Genomic DNA, 17382 nt, shown 5'->3' with positions numbered 1-17382 from the left:
CGCGTGACCGATGTGTCCCGCGTTGTCTCCCAGTTGATCATGCGTGTGACGGACGGCCGACACGGCCGGACGAGGTGGCCGAGAGGCGACTCCGGCACGCCGGGCGGGATGTGAGCAGCACCACACAGCCCGAATGGGGAGCGATCCAGTGGGTAAGGGCCCGCGTGGAACAGGGAACCTGACACCATCGCACCCGAGGAGGCCCACCGTGGCCACAGCCGCGTACCTTCTGCTCGACGCCCTCTCCAAACGCCCGGAGACGCGTGACCTGCCCGACCTGTCGCTCGTCTCCGACCCCGACTCAGGACTGCTCGGCTCCTGCTCCTGCGGCTGCCTGGAGCCACCGCTGACCAGCGAGCCGCCGCTCGCCGACGCCGCACCCCTCACCAGTGAGCCGCCGCTGGCCGACGCCGCGCCGCTCACCAGCGAACCCACCGCCACCGGCACCGCCACCGGCGCCGCCTCCGGCCTGGACCCCTCGGCGTACTAGGCCCGCAGACCTCCTTCGGCCGCCCTGGGCCCCCGAACGGCACCCCGGCCGCGCGGCCCGTCGACGCGTTCGCTACGTTGGCACCGTGGACAAGAAGAATGCCCTGCGCGCCGGCGCCGTAGCAGCCGGTACGACGCTGATGATGCTGCTCATGTCGTCCCCCGCGCTCGCGCTGACCCGCGACGACGGCGACGATCCGGGTCCCAAGCTGAGCGTGCTGGACACCCTCGGCCTGTATGTCGCGGCGCCGATCGGGCTCTTTCTGCTGATCGCGGGCCTGGTGATGGTCGGCGACAAGTCGAAGGACCGGACGCGGAAGCAGGGCTGACCGCCCAGCGGGGCTGACGGCCCGCACCCATCCGTTTCGCGCCGAGGGCGCCCCTCCTGAGTGAGGGGCGCCCTCGGCGTTTTCGTGTCCGGCCGCACATTGTTCAGTTCACCTGAACGAATACATCGAAAGTTTTCGATAGACCTAATGACAGAGAGGCTGGAACGGTAGAGGGCGTCAACCGAACAGCGTCCCCCTACCGGGGAGAAGGCAGGAGATACTCAGTGGCGATCCTGGACCGAGCACGCACCCACCGGCCCACGCCCACCCCGGCCCCGAGCACCACGGACACGCCGAAGAAGCACGGCGGGGCCACCGGCCTCGGCGTAGGGCTCGTGCTCGCGGCGGTCGCCACCGTCGTCTGGTCCGGCAGCTTCGTCACCTCCCGCGCGCTCGCCGAGACCGTCCCGCCCGTCCAGCACGCCTTCTGGCGCTGGATCATCGCGCTGACCGCCGTGGCGCCCTTCGCGGCCCGCGCCGCCTGGCGTCAGCGCGACCTGCTCCGCCGCCACGCCCGCTACCTCCTGCTCGCCTCACTCCTCGGCGTCACCACGTACAACACCCTGGTCAACCAGGCCGGAGTCACCACATCGGCCGGGAACATGGGCATGATCATGGCCGCTTCGCCGGTCCTGATGGCCCTGTACGAACGACTCGGCGGCGCCCGGCTCGGGGCCCGGCGCGCGCTCGGCACGCTGATCGCCTGCGCCGGGGTGCTGCTGCTGGTCAGCAAGGGCTCGCTGGCGATGGACCTCACCACCGGGGATCTGTGGATGCTGGCCGCCGCGCTGTCGTTCGCCTCGTACAGCGTGCTGCTGCGCCGTAAGCCCGCGGAGATCGGCGGGCTGGCCTTCCTGTTCACCACGTTCGCGCTCGGCGCCCTGCTGCTGGCCCCCCTGTACGGCGTGAGCCTCGCCGTACAGGGCGGCTTCACGATCGGCGCGGGCACGGCGGGGCCCCTGCTGTACGTCGGCGTCGCCTCGTCCGCCGTCGCGTTCTTCGCCTGGAACAAGGCGATCTCGCTGGTCGGCGCGGCCCGCGCCGGGGCCGTCTACTACCTGCAGCCGGTCTGCGTCGCGGCCCTGTCCTTCGCCGTACTCGGCGAGCCGACCGGCCCGACGCAGCTGTTCTGCATGGCCCTGATCCTCGTCGGCGTCATCCTGGCCTCGGCCCGCACCCGCTGACGCCCCGCCCCTCGCGGCCCGGCTCTGTGGGATCCCCACAGAGCCGGGCCGCGAGGGCTGGCCGGGGGCGGCCATGCGCCCCGGAACCGGCGTGCGCGAGGATGGCCGCGTGCCTGAGCTCCTGGACCCCGCCGCCCCCGCCTTCGCCCGCGACCCGTACCCGTACTACGCGCGGCTGCGCGCCCAGGGCCCGGCCGTGCGCACCCCGCTGGCCAACGGCACGCACGCCTGGCTGGTGACCGGCTACCAGACCGCGCGCACGGTCCTGGCCGACCCGCGGTTCTCCAACGTCCCGGCGCCCCGCGCGGGCCGCCCCAAGCCCGACTCGGCGGCCGAGCGGGCCCGCGCCTGCCTGGCGCGGCACATGCTCAACCTCGACGACCCCGACCACCACCGCCTGCGCCGCCTGGTGACCGGGGCCTTCACCCCGCGCCGGGTGGACGCGCTGCGGCCGCGGATCGAGGCACTGGTCGGGCCGCTGGCAGCGGACGCACGGGCGCGCGTCGAGCGGGACGGGGCGGCCGATCTGGTCGACGCGTTCGCGTTTCCGCTGCCGGTGCTGGTGATCGCCGAGCTGCTCGGCATACCCGAGGCGGACCGCACGGACCTGCGCGAGTGGACGTACCGCGTGGGGTCGCCCGCGGACTCGCTCGCACCGGGCGAGGCGGAGGAGGCCTGGGGCAGCCTGTACGGCTACTTCCGCACGCTGATCGCCGACAAGCGGCGGGATCCGGGCGACGACCTGTTCAGCGCGCTGGTGCACGAGGAGCGGGAGGGCGCGCTCGACGACGGCGAGCTGCTGGCGCTGGCGTTCCTGCTGCTGTTCGCCGGTTACGAGACGACGATGAACCTCCTCTCGTCCGCCGCGCTGCTGCTGATCACGCACCCGGAGGAGCTCGCCGCGGCGCGGCACGGCGGCGCGCGGCGCTGGGACGCCGTGGTGGAGGAGACGCTGCGGCACGCCAGCCCCCTGGAGGGCGCCACCTGGCGGCGCACCACCGAGGACGTGGATCTCGGCGCGGGGACGGTCGTACCGGCGGGCGAGTCGGTTCTGGTGGTCCTGGCCGCGGCCAGCCGCGACCCCGAGCACTTCGACGCACCGGACGCGTTCCGGCCCGCGCGCTATCTGAGCGGCGCGGGCCGGGCGGCCGGGCATGTGGCGTTCGGGCACGGCGCGCATGTGTGCCTGGGGGCGCGGCTGGCCCGCCTGGAGGCCACGGTCGCGCTGCCGCTGCTGTTCGACGCGCTGCCGGGGCTCGGCCTCGCCGACGCCGACGCCGTCGACGACATCCCGTACCGGCCGGGTCTGCTGGTACGCGGCCCGAAGACGCTGCTCGTGTCGGCTTCGGGCTGACGGGATACGTTGCGCCGCATGACCGAATGGGACGTCAGGAAGCTCCGGATCCTGCGCACGCTGAACGAGCGGGAGACGGTGACCGCGACCGCCGAAGCGCTGTCGATGACCCCGTCCGCGGTGTCCCAGCAACTGACCAACCTGGCCAGGCAGCTGGGCGTCACCCTCCTGGAGGCGCAGGGGCGGCGGGTGCGGCTGACGGACGCCGCCCACCTCGTACTCCGGCACGCCGAGGCGGTCTTCGCCCAGCTGGAGCGCGCCGACGCGGAGCTCGCGGGCTATGCGCGCGGAGAGGCCGGGGAGGTGCGGATCGGAGCGTTCTCGACGGCTGTGCCCGCGCTCGTCGTACCGGCCGTACGCGCCCTGCGGGCGACGGCGCCCACGCTGGAGGTACGGGTACGGGAGGCCGAGGCGGCCCAGGCGTACGCGCTGCTGTCCGGCGGCGAGGTCGACGTGGCCCTGTCGCTGGCCGCGCACGCGCCGACCGCGCGGGACCCGAGGACGAGCCGGGTGCCGCTGCTGGCCGACCCGCTGGACGTCGCGCTGCCGGTGGACCACCCGATGGCGGCGGAGACGACGGTACGGCTCGCGGACCTCGCCGGGGAGCGGTGGATCTTCGGCGGCAGCGGACCCTGGTCGGAGATCACCACGACCGCGTGCGAGGCCGCCGGGTTCGTACCGGAACAGGCGCACAGCGCGGCCGGGTGGACGGCGATCCTGGCCATGGTCGAGGCGGGCATGGGCGTCGCGCTGGTGCCGCGCATGGCGGCGGCGCGGCGGGCGGGCGTCGCGATGTGCGTGCTGGCCGGGGAACAGCCGCGCCGCCACGTGGTGGCCGCGGTCCGCAGCGGCGCGGAGGCGGCCCCCGCGGTGGCCCGAGTACTGACCGCGCTGCGCGCGGCGGCGGAGGCGCACACGGCGGACAGCGCCGTCACCGGCGCGTAGCGACCTGCCGGTCTGGCCACCGGCGACCACCGTCCCGGCGGCCCCCCTGGTTTCACGGGTTGCCCCGTGTCCCCCTCCGGGGAGGGGGACGCCCTGCGGGGAGGGGGACGCCCTACGGGCCCTGTCGGGACGGCTGACCGGGGTCGGGGGGGTTGTGCCCACCCGTTCCGCCCTGCGGAACGTATGCCCACAACGGTGGGACGGGAGGGGACGGCTACGCCGCCGCGTCCGCCGCCTGGGCGCGGAGCGCGCGCTCCACGCCCGAGCGGGACTCCGAGATCAGCCGCCGCAGCGCCGCGCTCGGCTCGGCCGCCGTCAGCCAGGCGTCCGTGGCGTCCAGCGTCTGCCGCGAGACCTGGAGCGTCGGGTAGAGCCCGACCGCGATCTGCTGCGCCATCTCGTGCGAGCGCGACTCCCAGACGCCCTTGACCGCCGCGAAGAACTTCTCCGTGTACGGGGCGAGCAGCTCCCGCTGGTCGGTCTGGACGAACCCGCTGATCACCGCCTCCTGCACGGCGTTCGGCAGCTGGTCGGACTCGACGACCGAGGCCCAGGCCTCCGCCTTCGCCTCCGCGGTCGGCCGGGCCGCCCGCGCGGTGGCCGCGTGCCGCTCACCCGCCGCGGTGCGGTCCCGCTCGTACTCGGCGGCGATCTCCTTCTCACCGATCCGCCCGGTCGCCGCGAGCCGCTGTACGAACGCCCAGCGCAGCTCGGTGTCGACGGCCAGGCCCTCGACGGACTCGGCGCCGTCGAGCAGCCCCGCCAGCAGGTCCAGCTGGGACTCCGTACGGGCCGTCGCGGCGAACGCGCGGGCCCAGGCCAGCTGGTGGTCGCTGCCCGCGTCGGCGGCCCGCAGATGCTCCAGCGCCGCGTCGGTCCAGCGCGCGAGCCCCTCGGCGCGGAAGTCCGGCGCCGCGTACAGGTCCAGGGCCAGCTTCACCTGCCGGTGCAGCGACTGCACCACGCCGATGTCCGACTCCTTGCCGATGCCGGACAGCACCAGGTTCAGGTAGTCGCGGGCGGCCAGCTCGCCGTCGCGGGTCATGTCCCAGGCCGACGCCCAGCACAGCGCGCGCGGCAGCGACGCCTCGAAGTCGCCCAAGTGCTCGGTGACGTACCGCAGCGACTCGGCGTCAAGGCGCACCTTGGCGTACGACAGGTCGTCGTCGTTGAGCAGCACCACGGCCGGGCGCTTCCTGCCGACGAGCTGCGGTACGGCGGTGAGCGCGCCCTCCACGTCCAGCTCGATCCGCTCCTCCCGCATCAGCTTCCCGGACGCGTCGTCCAGGTCGTACAGGCCGATCGCGATGCGGTGCGGACGCAGCGTCGGCGCGCCCTTGGCGCCCTCGGGCAGCGCCGGGGCCTCCTGGCGCACCGCGAACGAGGTGACGACACCGGACGCGTCCGTCTCGATCTCCGGGCGCAGCACGTTGATGCCCGCGGTCTCCAGCCACGCCTTCGACCAGGTCTTCAGATCCCGGCCGCTGGTCTCCTCCAGCGCGCCCAGCAGGTCGGACAGCTGGGTGTTGCCGAAGGCGTGCGCCTTGAAGTACGCCTGCACACCCCGGAAGAACTCGTCCATCCCGACATACGCCACCAGCTGCTTCAGCACCGACGCGCCCTTGGCGTACGTGATGCCGTCGAAGTTCACCAGCACGTCGTCCAGGTCACGGATCTCGGCCATGATCGGGTGCGTGGACGGCAGCTGGTCCTGCCGGTAGGCCCAGGTCTTCATGGAGTTGGCGAACGTGGTCCAGGAGTGCGGCCACTTCGAGTCCGGCGCGTACGCCTGGCAGGCGATCGAGGTGTACGTCGCGAACGACTCGTTCAGCCACAGGTCGTTCCACCACTCCATGGTGACCAGGTCGCCGAACCACATGTGCGCCAGCTCGTGCAGGATGGTCTCGGCGCGGACCTCGTACGCCGCGTCCGTCACCTTCGAGCGGAAGACGTACTGGTCGCGGATGGTGACCGCGCCCGCGTTCTCCATCGCGCCCGCGTTGAACTCGGGCACGAACAGCTGGTCGTACTTCTTGAACGGGTACGCGTAGTCGAACTTCTCCTGGAACCAGTCGAAGCCCTGCCGGGTGACGTCGAAGATCGCGTCCGCGTCCAGGAACTCGGCGAGCGAGGGGCGGCAGTAGATGCCCAGCGGCACGCTCTGCCCGGTCTCCTTGTTCTCGTACGAGCTGTGCACCGCGTGGTACGGGCCCACGATCAGCGCCGTGATGTACGACGAGATCCGCGGGGTCGGCTCGAACGCCCAGACGTCGTCCTTGGGCTCGGGCGTCGGCGAGTTCGAGATCACGGTCCACCCAGCCGGGGCCTTCACGGTGAACTGGAAGGCCGCCTTCAGGTCGGGCTGCTCGAAGGACGCGAAGACCCGGCGGGCGTCCGGCACCTCGAACTGGGTGTACAGGTACGCCTGGTCGTCGACCGGGTCCACGAAGCGGTGCAGGCCCTCACCGGTGTTGGTGTACGCGCAGTCCGCGACGACCGTCAGCTCGTTGGGGCCCTGGAGCAGGTTCGCCAGAGCGATCCGGGAGTCCGCGAAGACCGCGCCGGGGTCCAGCGCGTCGCCGTTCAGCGTGACCTCGTGCACGGTCGGCGCGACCAGGTCGATGAAGGTCTCGGCCCCGGCCTCGGCGCTCTCGAAGCGCACGGTGGTCACGGACCGGTAGGTACCGCCCCGCTGCGCGCCGCTCAGATCGAGATCGATCTCGTACGCGTCGACAGTGAGCAGCTTCGCGCGCTGCTGCGCCTCTTCACGGGTCAGATTGGTGCCGGGCACGCGGTCATCTCCTCGGGTTGCGATGGTGCCGACCATCCTTCCACGAGTGCCGCGCCGGGCCCGTGGGGATATCCCGCCACGGGCCGCGCACGCTGACGCTTCACGCTTGCCGCCCCCGCGCATGGCCGGAACATGCCGGGGCGGGTGTCCGTACGCGAGGAACCGAACACCCGCCCCATGCTCCGAGACGACCGGGCCAGCCCTGGGTCAGCCCTTGAGCTCGGCCGCGACCAGCTCCGCGATCTGCACGGCGTTCAGCGCCGCGCCCTTGCGGAGGTTGTCGTTGGAGACGAAGAGCGCGAGGCCGTTGTCGGCCGTCTCGTCGCCGCGGATGCGGCCCACGAAGGACTCGTCCTTGCCCGCGGCGGTCAGCGGCGTCGGCACGTCCGTGACCACGACGCCGTCCGCGCCGGACAGGATCTCGGTGGCCCGCTCGGGGCTCAGCGGCCGCTCGAAGCGGGCGTTGACCTGGAGGGAGTGGCCGGTGAAGACCGGGACCCGCACGCAGGTGCCGGAGACCTTGAGCTCCGGGATCTCCAGGATCTTGCGGGACTCGTGGCGGAGCTTCTGCTCCTCGTCGGTCTCGTTCAGGCCGTCGTCGACGATGGAGCCCGCCATCGGCAGCACGTTGTACGCGATCGGCGCGACATAGTTGTCCGGCGCGGGGAACTCCACCGCGTCGCCGCCGTGGGTCAGCTTCGGCGCGTCCGCGCCGACCTTCTCGACCTGGCCGCTGAGCTCCTCGACACCGGACAGGCCGGAACCGGAGACGGCCTGGTACGTCGCGACGACCAGGGAGGTGAGACCGGCCTCCAGGTGCAGCGGCTTCAGCACCGGCATGGCGGCCATCGTGGTGCAGTTCGGGTTGGCGATGATGCCCTTGGGGCGGTTCGCCACCGCGTGCGGGTTGACCTCCGAGACGACCAGCGGCACCTCGGGGTGGCGGCGCCAGGCGGAGGAGTTGTCGATCACGACGGCGCCCTGCGAGGCGACCTTCTCGGCCAGCGCCTTGGAGGTGGCGCCGCCCGCCGAGAACAGCACGATGTCCAGGCCGGAGTAGTCGGCGGCGGCCGCGTCCTCGATGCGGATGTCCGTGCCCTCCCACTCCACGGTCTTGCCCGCGGAACGGGCGGAGGCGAACAGTCGCAGCTCGTCGACCGGGAACTTGCGCTCAGCGAGGATGGCGCGCATGACTGTGCCGACCTGACCGGTGGCTCCGACGATTCCGACCCTCACGTGGGCTCCTTACTCCGTGCGACGTACTGGTGACCCAGCTGGACCTGGCAGTCCCGCTCCATCATGCGTATGACCGGTACGCGCTTGTCCAATCCATTGTCCGCGCATGGGACGGGGCGGGTGGCCGTGAGATAGCGCACCCGCCCCGCTCACACATCCGGATCAACTACAACAGATCCGACATGAAGGATCGCCTTACTCGACGACCTTCCCGATCTTGACGGTGCCTGCCCCGGCGACCGTGCCGCGGGCGTTGAGCGCCTTCAGCTCGCCGACGAACTTGCGGCCCTCGGGCGCGGCGCCCGCGACCACGACCTCGGCGGGCAGCTGCGCGGACTCGCCGTTGGCCAGCTTCACGGCCGCCGACTCGTCGACCTTGAGCTCACCGAGCGAGGGCGCGTAGTACACGTCCCGGTAGTCGTACGCGGTCTCCCCGGCCGGAACCGCGTAGGCGTAGACCTCGACCGTGTACGTGCCCGCCGCGGGCTCGGTCAGGGTGACCCGCTCCTCGGAGTCGCCGCCCGCGGACTGCTTGACCAGCTTGCCGTCCAGGTAGACCGCCAGGTCCAGGTCGGCCGACGCGTCGGAGACCTTGCCGATGGCGATGTCGAACAGCTCGACGTCCTCGCCGATCGTGACCGTGCGCTTCTGCGAGGCGTGGTTCTCGATGGTCGGGCGCTCCTCGACGGACGAGCCCAGCGAGCCGCCCTCAAGCTTGCCGTCGATCGGGGCGAAGCCGTTGGCGCCCTTCCACTCGACCGGGGCCGGGGCGCCGATCTTCGCCTCGTCGAGGGTCAGCTCGGCCGGGTCGAACTCCACGCCGAGGACCGTGACATCCAGCTTGTACGGGTTCTTCAGCAGCGGCGAGGTGCGCCGCGACTCGACCTCGATCTCCCAGACGCCCGGCTGCGGGTTCGCGTAGGAGCGCAGGTCGGGGCGGCAGGTGTCGCCCGGATACTCGTAGTTCGGGTAGCAGTACACCGTCGCGGTCGGGTCCATCGGCACGCCGTACGGGTGCAGCGAGACGAACCGCGTCTGGCCGTCCTTCTTCAGCCCGCTCATCGCGACCTCAAGGGTCTTCGCGCCCTCCGGCACCGTCACGAAGTACGAGGTGGTGAGGTTGCGCAGGGACGTGCCCGAGGCGGAGAACCGGTACGAGGGCTCAGTCAGCTTCTCGGCGGCCACCACCGTGGTGAGGATCTGCTGGTCCACGCCCTGGGTCAGCAGGTCGTCGACCTTCAGGATGGCGCTGCTGATCCCGTGGGAGCGGGGCTTGGCCTTCACCTTGACGGTGACCGGCTTGTTCAGCGGCAGCGCGACGAAGGTGTCCCACACGCGCGCCAGCTTGAAGGTGCGGTCGTGGTTGTTCTTCCACGACAGCCGGTGCAGCACGGGGTACTTCGGGCCCGTGGTGCGGGTGATCGTGATGTCGTACGTCTTGGTCTGGCCGACCTTGAGGCCGCCCTCGCGGTCGTACAGGCCGGCGCCGAAGCCGGGCTCCTTCAGGTGCTCGGACAGCGCGGTGTCGACCGGGGCCTTGACCTGGTAGCTGTGCGCCTGAGCGGCCCACTTGCTCCACCTGATCGACTTCCAGGCCTTCACGACGTTGATCAGGCCCGCGCCCTGCTCGTACGCCTGGGCGCCCTTGATGTGGGTCGCGGTGCTGGTGAGCGCGGTGCGCAGCTTCGCCGGGCTGAGGTCGATGTTCTTCTGCTTCGCGGCGGAGAGCAGCAGCGCGCTGGCGCCCGCGGCCTGCGGCGAGGCCATCGAGGTGCCCTGGAGCATGCCGTAGCCGGCGGGCAGGTCGTAGCCCGCCTCGCCGACCGGCTCGCCGGGCGACCAGGTCTGGATGGTGTTGATCGAGGCGCCGGGCGCGCTCAGGGTCGGCGTGAAGCCGCCGTCCTCACGCGGGCCGCGCGAGGAGAACGGCATCATCGCGTACTTGCGCTTGACGACCGAGCCGTAGTTGGCGGCCCAGGTCTCCTTGGAGACCGACGCGCCCACCGAGATCACCTTGTCGGCGAGCGAGGGCGAGCCGATGGTGTTGGCGCCGGGGCCGCTGTTGCCCGCCGAGATGACCAGCTGGACGCCGTACTCGTCGATCAGCCGGGTGTAGAGCTCGGAGCGGGCGTCGTTGCCGTCGTTCAGCGCGGGCAGGCCGCCGATCGACATGTTGACGATGTCGACGCCGCGGTTGACCACGAGGTCGATCATGCCCTCGGTGAGCGCGGTGCTGGTGCAGCCGCCGGACCAGGTGCAGGCGCGCGAGGAGACGAGCTTGGCGCCGGGCGCGGCGCCGTTCATCTTGCCGCCGAACAGCGAGTTGGCGGCGGTGATGCCCGCGACGTGCGTGCCGTGCGAGCCCTCGATGACGCCGATGTTGACGAAGTCGGCCTTCTTGCCGACCCAGTCGCCGCCGTACGGGTCCATCGGCACGTCCTCGCGGACCTCGACGACGAACGGGATCCGCTCGACGACGTCCGTCTTCGGGTCGTCCTCGCCGAAGTGGCCGATCTGGAAGCCGTCCTTGTAGGGCTTCATCGGCTTGTCATCGGTGAAGTCGCCGTCGTCGTCGAGGTCGACGGTGACGGTGCCCTTCGCCGGGTCGTAGAGGACGCCCCACACGTCGGTGGTGTCACCGTCGCGGTTGAGGTCGCCCTTCATGTCGCCGCCCTCGGTGGCGGACTCGGCGAACCTGCTGACCCGGAACTTGCCCTCGGGGGCCTGCCAGGTGCGGCCCGCGTAGCTGAACTCGGGGCCGGAGACGCCGGTGACCATCGGGCGCCAGGTGGCGTCCTCGTCCACGATCGGGTCGGTCGCGGTGACCCAGTCGACGATCTTGCGCTCGCCGGTGGTGGTCTTCTGCAGCGCCGGGTGGTCGATGTCGACGCCGGAGTCCAGGATGCCGATGGTGATCCCGCGGCCGTCGGCCTTCGGGTTCTTCTTGACGAAGTCCACCGCGCCGGTCTCGAAGGACGGGTTGTACGGGTTCTTCGCCGGGGTGTTCGCGTCGGGCCCCGAGTACGTGCCCTTCTTGCCCTTCTTCGCGCCCTCGGCGGTGTCGGCGCCGGGCGTCGGGTCGTCCAGCTTGATCTCTTCGCTCAGGTCGATCGCGTGGACGCTGGAGAGCTTGGCCGCCTTCTTGATCGCGCCCTCGGCCTTGGGCGTGGGCAGCGTGGCGCGTACATAGCCGAGCTTGTCGTAGGTCATGCCCACGGCGCCGCCCTTGACGCCGTCGAGTTGCTTGGACACTTCCTCGGTGGCGCCGGGCTTGGTCGCCACCATCACGGTGACGGTCTTGTCGCCGTTGGCCCGCGCCTCGGCGAGGCGCTCGGCGTCGGCGGAGCCGAGTTTGTCCTCGGCGGACTTCACCGGCGCGGGATCGCCGTCCGATGCGCCGTCGGCGGCGAAGGCGGGTATCGGACCGGCCGCGGCGAGTGCGGCGACCAGACCCGCGGACACCGCGATGCGGGCTGCGCGTCTCGCACCGGATATCGGTGCGTGGGGGGTTTCGAGGGTCATCTGCATCCCGTAAGTGAGAGAGAAGGTCCGGTTTTCGGACCCAGATGACCGCTCACCCTTATATAAGTGATCGATGTTTGGGGAGAGTTGTCCCAGCCAACACACAGGATTGGCGGACATCCGCCATACGCCACAGGAGATATGGCGGCCTAAATCAGGACATCCGCACGGGATCCGGAACCTCAACTTCCATGAGGCGCGCGTCCAGCGGTATCCACCCTGAGGGCCCCGCCGGACGCCTAACGTCGACCTGTGCACCAAGAGCTCAGGGTGGCGGCCTACGCCATGTGCGTACGGGACGGGCGGCTGCTGCTCGCACGCTGGGTCGCGCGCGACGGCGGCAAGCGGTGGACGCTGCCCGGCGGCGGCCTGGAGCACGGCGAGGACCCGTATGACGCGGTGATCAGGGAGGCGGCCGAAGAGACCGGATACACCGTCGATCCGGTCACGCTGCTCGGCGTCGACTCCCTCCGCCGCCGTTATCCGCGCAAGCTCGGCGCCTTCGCCGACTTCCACGGACTGCGGCTGGTGTACGAGGCCCGGATCACCGGGGGCGAGCTGCGCTCCGAGCAGCACGGCTCAACCGACCTGGCGGCCTGGCACCCACTGGACGCGGTTCCGGGCCTGCCCAGGGTCAGCCTGGTGGACATCGGCCTGACCCTCTGGCGTACCCGCCCGCCGGCAGGCCACACGTAAACCAGCACGGGGGCGGGACACCGGCCCCACCCCCGCCATTCCCCCTCGGGCCGGTCAACGCGGAAGGACCACCACATAGGCCGCGGGATCGCGGTCCGCGGCCGCCATCAGGGCCGTACGGACGACCGCCGCCTGCTGCTCCATCGCCTCGCGCAGCTTCTTCGGCGTCAGATGCACCACCGTGATCCCCAGCCGCTCCAGATGCTCGCGCTTGCGCGCGTATTCGGACCACAGCGCGTCCTCCTCCTGGCGCGGCGCCCGGACGTCCAGCTCGATCGCCACGGCCTGCTCGGGCCAGTACGCGTCCACGCCGCCCAGATGCGGGCCGCCGGGCAGCCGCAGGTCGACGTTCCACACCGGATCGGGCAGCCCGTAGTCGGAGACCATCGTGTACAGCCGGTTCTCGGCGATCGACCGCCCCTCCGCGAGCAGCGAGTCCACGGCGTTCACCACATGGGGCCGACTCAACAGCCGCGCCTTGCTCAGCTCCTTCACCAAAGCAGCCGGTTCGCAGTGCCCGCAGCGCACGGCCTCAGTGAGCATGCGGCGCACCACGTCCGCGTCGGAGAGCTGGCCGACCGCGTCCGCGAGCGCCCGCGGCACCGGGGCGACCGGCAGGTCGGTGACGGTCTGCGGGCGGGGCAGCGCGTGCGCGCGGACCAGCCGGGCGCAGCCGGTGGAGCGCAGACGGCGGGTGCGCGGCACGAGGACGTCGATCCGGTCCAGCGAGAGCAGCGGCGGCACGGACGAGAACCGGTGCAGCGCCAGTGCGGCGAGCCCGGTGACCATCGCGTCCCCGTAGCCGGGCACGCTCGGCCGCTCCGCGGGCGGCCGGGCGGCCGCGGCCGCCGAGGCCGGAGACTGGCGCGGCAGCACGCCCGCGGCGGCCGGTGGCCGCCCCGCGTACAGCAGTGCGGCGTGCAGCCGCTCCTCGCTGGTGGGCGGCCCCGGCCGGAGCAGGAAGACGCCCGGCAGGATCTCCTGCCACGGTCCGCCGGGTCGGCAGGCGGTGTCGATCTCTGCTGCGGATACGCCGTGGGCCCGGAGCTGGGACACGGTCAGGACCTGGCGCTGGGCGGTCGCGAGGTCGTGCAGGGGGCGGGGGGAGAGCGGGGTGTTGTGGTTCATGACCGGGAGATGCCCGCGGCCGAGCCGGTCCCTAACCGCTGTTACCGTCCCGTCGACAGAGCGGGACAATTCCGCACTAAAGGACGAGCGTTCGACTGCCGAGTAGGCCGTAGCCCATTAGCGTGACCCTGTTCCCCCGGCACCCTCACCCCACCCCCGCCCCACAACGAGACAGCACGCACGCACCGCGCACCCCGCACCCGCCCGCCGGGCGGCGGGTCCTACGACGCCGCCGCGCCCCCGTCGCAGGACTGCGCGCGCAGCGCGCGGGCCAGGTCGTCGCGGGACTCAAGGACCAGCCGACGCAGCGCAGGCGCCGCCCCCGCATGCGCCGCGAGCCACGCGTCCGTGGCGTCCAGCGTGCCCGCGTCGTCCTGCAGGGCCGGGAACATGCCCCGTACGACATGCATACCGATCTGGATGGACCGCTCGTCCCACACCCGCTCGATCGCCTCGAAGTACCGCGTCGCGTACGGCGCGACCAACTCCCGCTGAGACGGCTGCGCGAATCCCGCGATCGTCGCCTCCACCAACGCGTTCGACAGTGCGTCAGACTCCACGACCCGCGCCCAGGCCTGCGCCTTGACGGCCGCCGAAGGGCGCGCCGCCAGACACCGCGTCTGATGCCGCTCGCCCGACGCCGTATCGTCCCGCGCCAGCTCCGCCGCCAGCACGCCCTCGTCCGCCACGCCGTGCACCGCCAGCGGCTCCAGGAAACTCCACCGCAGCTCCTGGTCCACATCGAGCCCGTCGATCTTCGCGGTGCCGTCGAGCAGCCCCCGCAACAGCTGCAGATCGGCCTCCGACGAGGCCACCGTGGCGAAGAACCGCGCCCAGGTCAACTGATGCTGACTGCCAGGCTCCGCGACCCGCAGCTCGTGCAGCGCGCCCTCGGCGACCAGCCGCCCGCCCTCCTCGCGCCACTGAGGCGCCGCGTAGTGCGTCAGGGCGGTCCGCGCCCAGGTGTGCAGCATCTGCAGCACCCCGATGTCGCTCTCACGCCCGGCGAACCGCAGCACCAGGTCGACGAAGTCCCGCGCGGGCATCAGCGCGTCCCGCGTCAGGCTCCACAGCGCGGACCAGCACAGCGCACGCGCCAGCGGGTCGGTCATCTCGCCCAGGTGCTCGCGCAGCGTGCCGAGCGAGCGCTCGTCGAAGCGGATCTTGCAGTACGTCAGATCATCGTCATTGACCAGAATCAGATCAGGCCGCTCCGCGCCCGCCAGCTCCGCCACGACCGTACGCGGCCCGTCCACATCGACCTCGGCGCGCGCGTACCGCGCGAGCTCGCCGTCGCGGGACCGCCGGTAGAGCCCCACGGCCACCCGGTGCGGCCGCAGCTCGGGCCAGGAGTCCACAGCCTCCTGAAGGACGGCCAGCTCGGTGATCCGCCCGTGCGCGTCATACGTGGCCACCGGCGTCAGCGAGTTGACCCCCGCCGTCTGCAGCCAGGACCGTGACCACGCGGCCATGTCCCGCCCCGAGGTCTCCGCCAGCACCGACAGCAGGTCCTCGAGCCGGGTGTTGCCGTAGGCGTGCCGCTTGAAGTACCGCCGGGCGCCTTCCAGGAACGCGTCCTGGCCCGCGTACGCCACCAGCTGCTTCAGCACACTGGCGCCCTTGGCGTAGGTGATGCCGTCGAAGTTGAGCTTGGCGTCCTGGAGGTCGTGGATGTCGGCCGTGACCGGGTGTGTCGAGGGCAGCTGGTCGGCGCGGTACGCCCACGCCTTGCGGTTGTTGGCGAAGGTGATCCAGCCGTTCGTGAAGCGGGTGGCGTTCACCAGCGAGAAGGAGCCCATGAAGTCGGCGAAGGACTCCTTGAGCCACAGGTCGTCCCACCAGCGCATGGTGACCAGGTCCCCGAACCACATATGCGCCATCTCGTGCAGGATGACGTTCGCCCGGCGCTCGTACGCCGCCTCGGTCACCTTGCCGCGGAAGACGAACTCCTCACGGAAGGTCACACAGCCGGGGTTCTCCATCGCGCCGAGGTTGTACTCGGGCACGAAGGCCTGGTCGTACTTCCCGAACGGATACGGGTAGTCGAAGTGATCGTGGAAGAAGTCAAGCCCCTGCTTGGTCACCAGAAACACATCATCCGCATCGAAGTACGGCGCCAGCCCCTTGCGGCACATGGCGCCGAGCGGAATCTCCAGCGTGGTGCCGTCGCCGAACGTCCGCGTGTAGCGATCCGTCACATAGTGGTACGGCCCGGCGACAATGGCCGTGATGTACGTGGAGATCGGCTTGGTCTCGGCAAACCGCCACACCCCGTCAACGACATCACCAGCGCCGTTGCTCCACACCGTCCACCCCTCGGGCGCCCGCACCTCGAAGCGGAACGGCGCCTTCAGGTCGGGCTGCTCGAAGGTGGCGAACACCCGGCGGCAGTCGGCGGGTTCGTACTGCGTGTAGAGGTAGACCTCGCCGTCCTCCGGGTCGACGAACCGGTGCATGCCCTCGCCGGTGCGGCTGTAGGCGCACCGCGCGTCGACCACCAGGACGTTCTCCGCGCGCAGGTCCTCCAGGGTGATCCGCGAGCCGTCGAAGACCGCGCCGGGGTCGAGATCCTGTCCGTTCAGCGACACGGCGGTCACGCTCGGCGCGATCAGGTCGACGAAGGTCGCGGCGCCCGGCTCAGCGCAGCGGAACCTGAGTGTCGTCACCGAGCGGAACGTACGCGGCTCGCCCTCGCCCTCGACGTCACCGACCGCCGAGCGCAGGTCGAGCGCGACCTCGTACCCGTCGACGGACAGCAGGGCGGCCCGCTCGCGGGCCTCATCGCGGGACAGATTCTCACCGGGCACAGACACTCCTTCGTGACTGATACGACGTACGTGTGGCGTCACGATCCTGCCATGCGGCACCGACGGCGCACGTACCAGGGAATGCGCCCGCCGAAGAGCACGTTGCCCCTGGCACGACGCACACAGAGCACGAGCACAGAGCACGAGCACACGAGCACACGAGCACGGACACAAGGAGAGACATGACTGCCGCACAGCCCTCGGGTGACAAGGTCACGGCGGACTTCTGGTTCGACCCCCTGTGCCCCTGGGCCTGGATGACCTCTCGCTGGATGCTTGAGGTGGCGAAGGTGCGCCCGGTCGAGATCCGCTGGCATGTGATGAGCCTCGGCGTCCTGAACGAGGACAAGCTGGACGAGCTCCCCGAGGAGTACCGCGAGAACTTCGTCCCCGGCGGCAAGTCCTGGGGCCCGGTCCGCGTCGTCACCGCGGCGAAGGAGGAGCACGGCGAAGAGGTGCTCGGCGACCTCTACACCGCGCTCGGCACCCGTATCCACAACCAGGGCGAAGGCATCACCGAGGAAGGCGTCGCCGCCGCCCTGGAGGAGGTCGGCCTGCCCGCCTCGCTGCTGGAGCACTGGGACTCGCCGCGGTACGACAAGGAGCTGCGGGCCTCGCACCAGGAGGGCATCGACAAGGTCGGCCAGGAGGTCGGCACCCCGGTGATCGCGGTACCGGGCCCGGACGGCGCCGAGGTCGCGTTCTTCGGCCCGGTCGTCACCCCGGCCCCGCAGGGCGAGGAGGCGGCCCGCCTCTGGGACGGGACGCTGGCCGTGGCGTCGGTGCCGGGCTTCTTCGAGCTCAAGCGCACCCGCACCAAGGGCCCGGACTTCAGCAACCTGTAAACCGGACCTCGGCAACCTGTAAGCCTGTAAGCCTGTAAGAAGGACACGGAAGCCCC

The 17382-nt window shown here is 71.3% G+C and carries 12 protein-coding genes; 7 read left to right on the top strand and 5 right to left on the bottom strand.

Features of this window, described 5'->3' with window-relative positions; all coding sequences use genetic code 11:
- Positions 1-208 precede the first annotated feature (208 nt).
- From ACX6XY_RS23265 to ACX6XY_RS23245, 5 genes are all read left to right on the top strand, one after another.
- Positions 209-490 (top strand): hypothetical protein, encoded by a 282-nt coding sequence (locus tag ACX6XY_RS23265; protein ID WP_460334054.1) that lies wholly within the window; start codon positions 209-211, stop codon positions 488-490.
- An 85-nt stretch (positions 491-575) separates the two neighbouring features.
- Positions 576-818, top strand: coding sequence for a hypothetical protein (locus tag ACX6XY_RS23260; protein WP_460334052.1), 243 nt, complete (start codon positions 576-578; stop codon positions 816-818).
- Positions 819-1042: 224 nt separating this feature from the next.
- On the top strand, positions 1043-2002 hold the full coding sequence (locus ACX6XY_RS23255; protein ID WP_460334049.1) for a DMT family transporter: 960 nt from the start codon (positions 1043-1045) through the stop codon (positions 2000-2002).
- Between the two features lie 109 nt (positions 2003-2111).
- Entirely contained in the window at positions 2112-3356 is a 1245-nt protein-coding gene (locus ACX6XY_RS23250; protein ID WP_460334046.1) for a cytochrome P450, read from the top strand.
- 18 nt (positions 3357-3374) lie between these two features.
- Positions 3375-4301 carry a LysR family transcriptional regulator gene (locus tag ACX6XY_RS23245; RefSeq protein WP_460334043.1) on the top strand — a complete coding sequence of 309 codons (927 nt, stop codon included), beginning with the start codon at positions 3375-3377 and terminating at the stop codon, positions 4299-4301.
- A 214-nt stretch (positions 4302-4515) separates the two neighbouring features.
- Here the strand turns inward: ACX6XY_RS23245 and pepN (ACX6XY_RS23240) are convergent, their stop codons facing one another.
- The 3 genes from pepN (ACX6XY_RS23240) to ACX6XY_RS23230 form a co-directional block, all read right to left on the bottom strand.
- Entirely contained in the window at positions 4516-7092 is a 2577-nt protein-coding gene (gene pepN / locus ACX6XY_RS23240; RefSeq protein ID WP_460334040.1) for an aminopeptidase N, read from the bottom strand.
- Positions 7093-7299: 207 nt separating this feature from the next.
- Positions 7300-8328: an aspartate-semialdehyde dehydrogenase gene (locus ACX6XY_RS23235; protein ID WP_460334036.1), complete on the bottom strand. Its 1029-nt coding sequence runs from the start codon at positions 8326-8328 to the stop codon at positions 7300-7302.
- A 195-nt stretch (positions 8329-8523) separates the two neighbouring features.
- The gene (locus ACX6XY_RS23230) at positions 8524-11850 is read right to left on the bottom strand and encodes a S8 family serine peptidase (protein WP_460334033.1); all 3327 of its coding nucleotides are present in this window, start codon (positions 11848-11850) and stop codon (positions 8524-8526) included.
- Positions 11851-12102: 252 nt separating this feature from the next.
- Between ACX6XY_RS23230 and ACX6XY_RS23225 the strand changes: the two genes are divergently transcribed.
- Entirely contained in the window at positions 12103-12546 is a 444-nt protein-coding gene (locus ACX6XY_RS23225; RefSeq protein WP_460334030.1) for an NUDIX hydrolase, read from the top strand.
- Between the two features lie 54 nt (positions 12547-12600).
- On the opposite strand, the gene ACX6XY_RS23220 is transcribed toward ACX6XY_RS23225, so the two are convergent.
- Together ACX6XY_RS23220 and pepN (ACX6XY_RS23215) are read right to left on the bottom strand one after the other, a co-directional pair.
- Positions 12601-13674 (bottom strand): hypothetical protein, encoded by a 1074-nt coding sequence (locus ACX6XY_RS23220; protein ID WP_460334028.1) that lies wholly within the window; start codon positions 13672-13674, stop codon positions 12601-12603.
- A gap of 221 nt (positions 13675-13895) precedes the next feature.
- A complete protein-coding gene (gene pepN, locus ACX6XY_RS23215) occupies positions 13896-16481 on the bottom strand; it encodes an aminopeptidase N (protein ID WP_460334026.1) in 2586 nt (861 codons plus the stop codon).
- Between the two features lie 182 nt (positions 16482-16663).
- Between pepN (ACX6XY_RS23215) and ACX6XY_RS23210 the strand changes: the two genes are divergently transcribed.
- A complete protein-coding gene (locus tag ACX6XY_RS23210) occupies positions 16664-17326 on the top strand; it encodes a mycothiol-dependent nitroreductase Rv2466c family protein (RefSeq protein ID WP_460334023.1) in 663 nt (220 codons plus the stop codon).
- The last annotated feature ends 56 nt before the right edge of the window (positions 17327-17382 follow it).

This window comes from Streptomyces sp. O3 (assembly GCF_054788135.1).
Note: the sequence above shows the minus strand (reverse complement) of the source record. Positions and strands in the feature narration are given on the sequence as shown.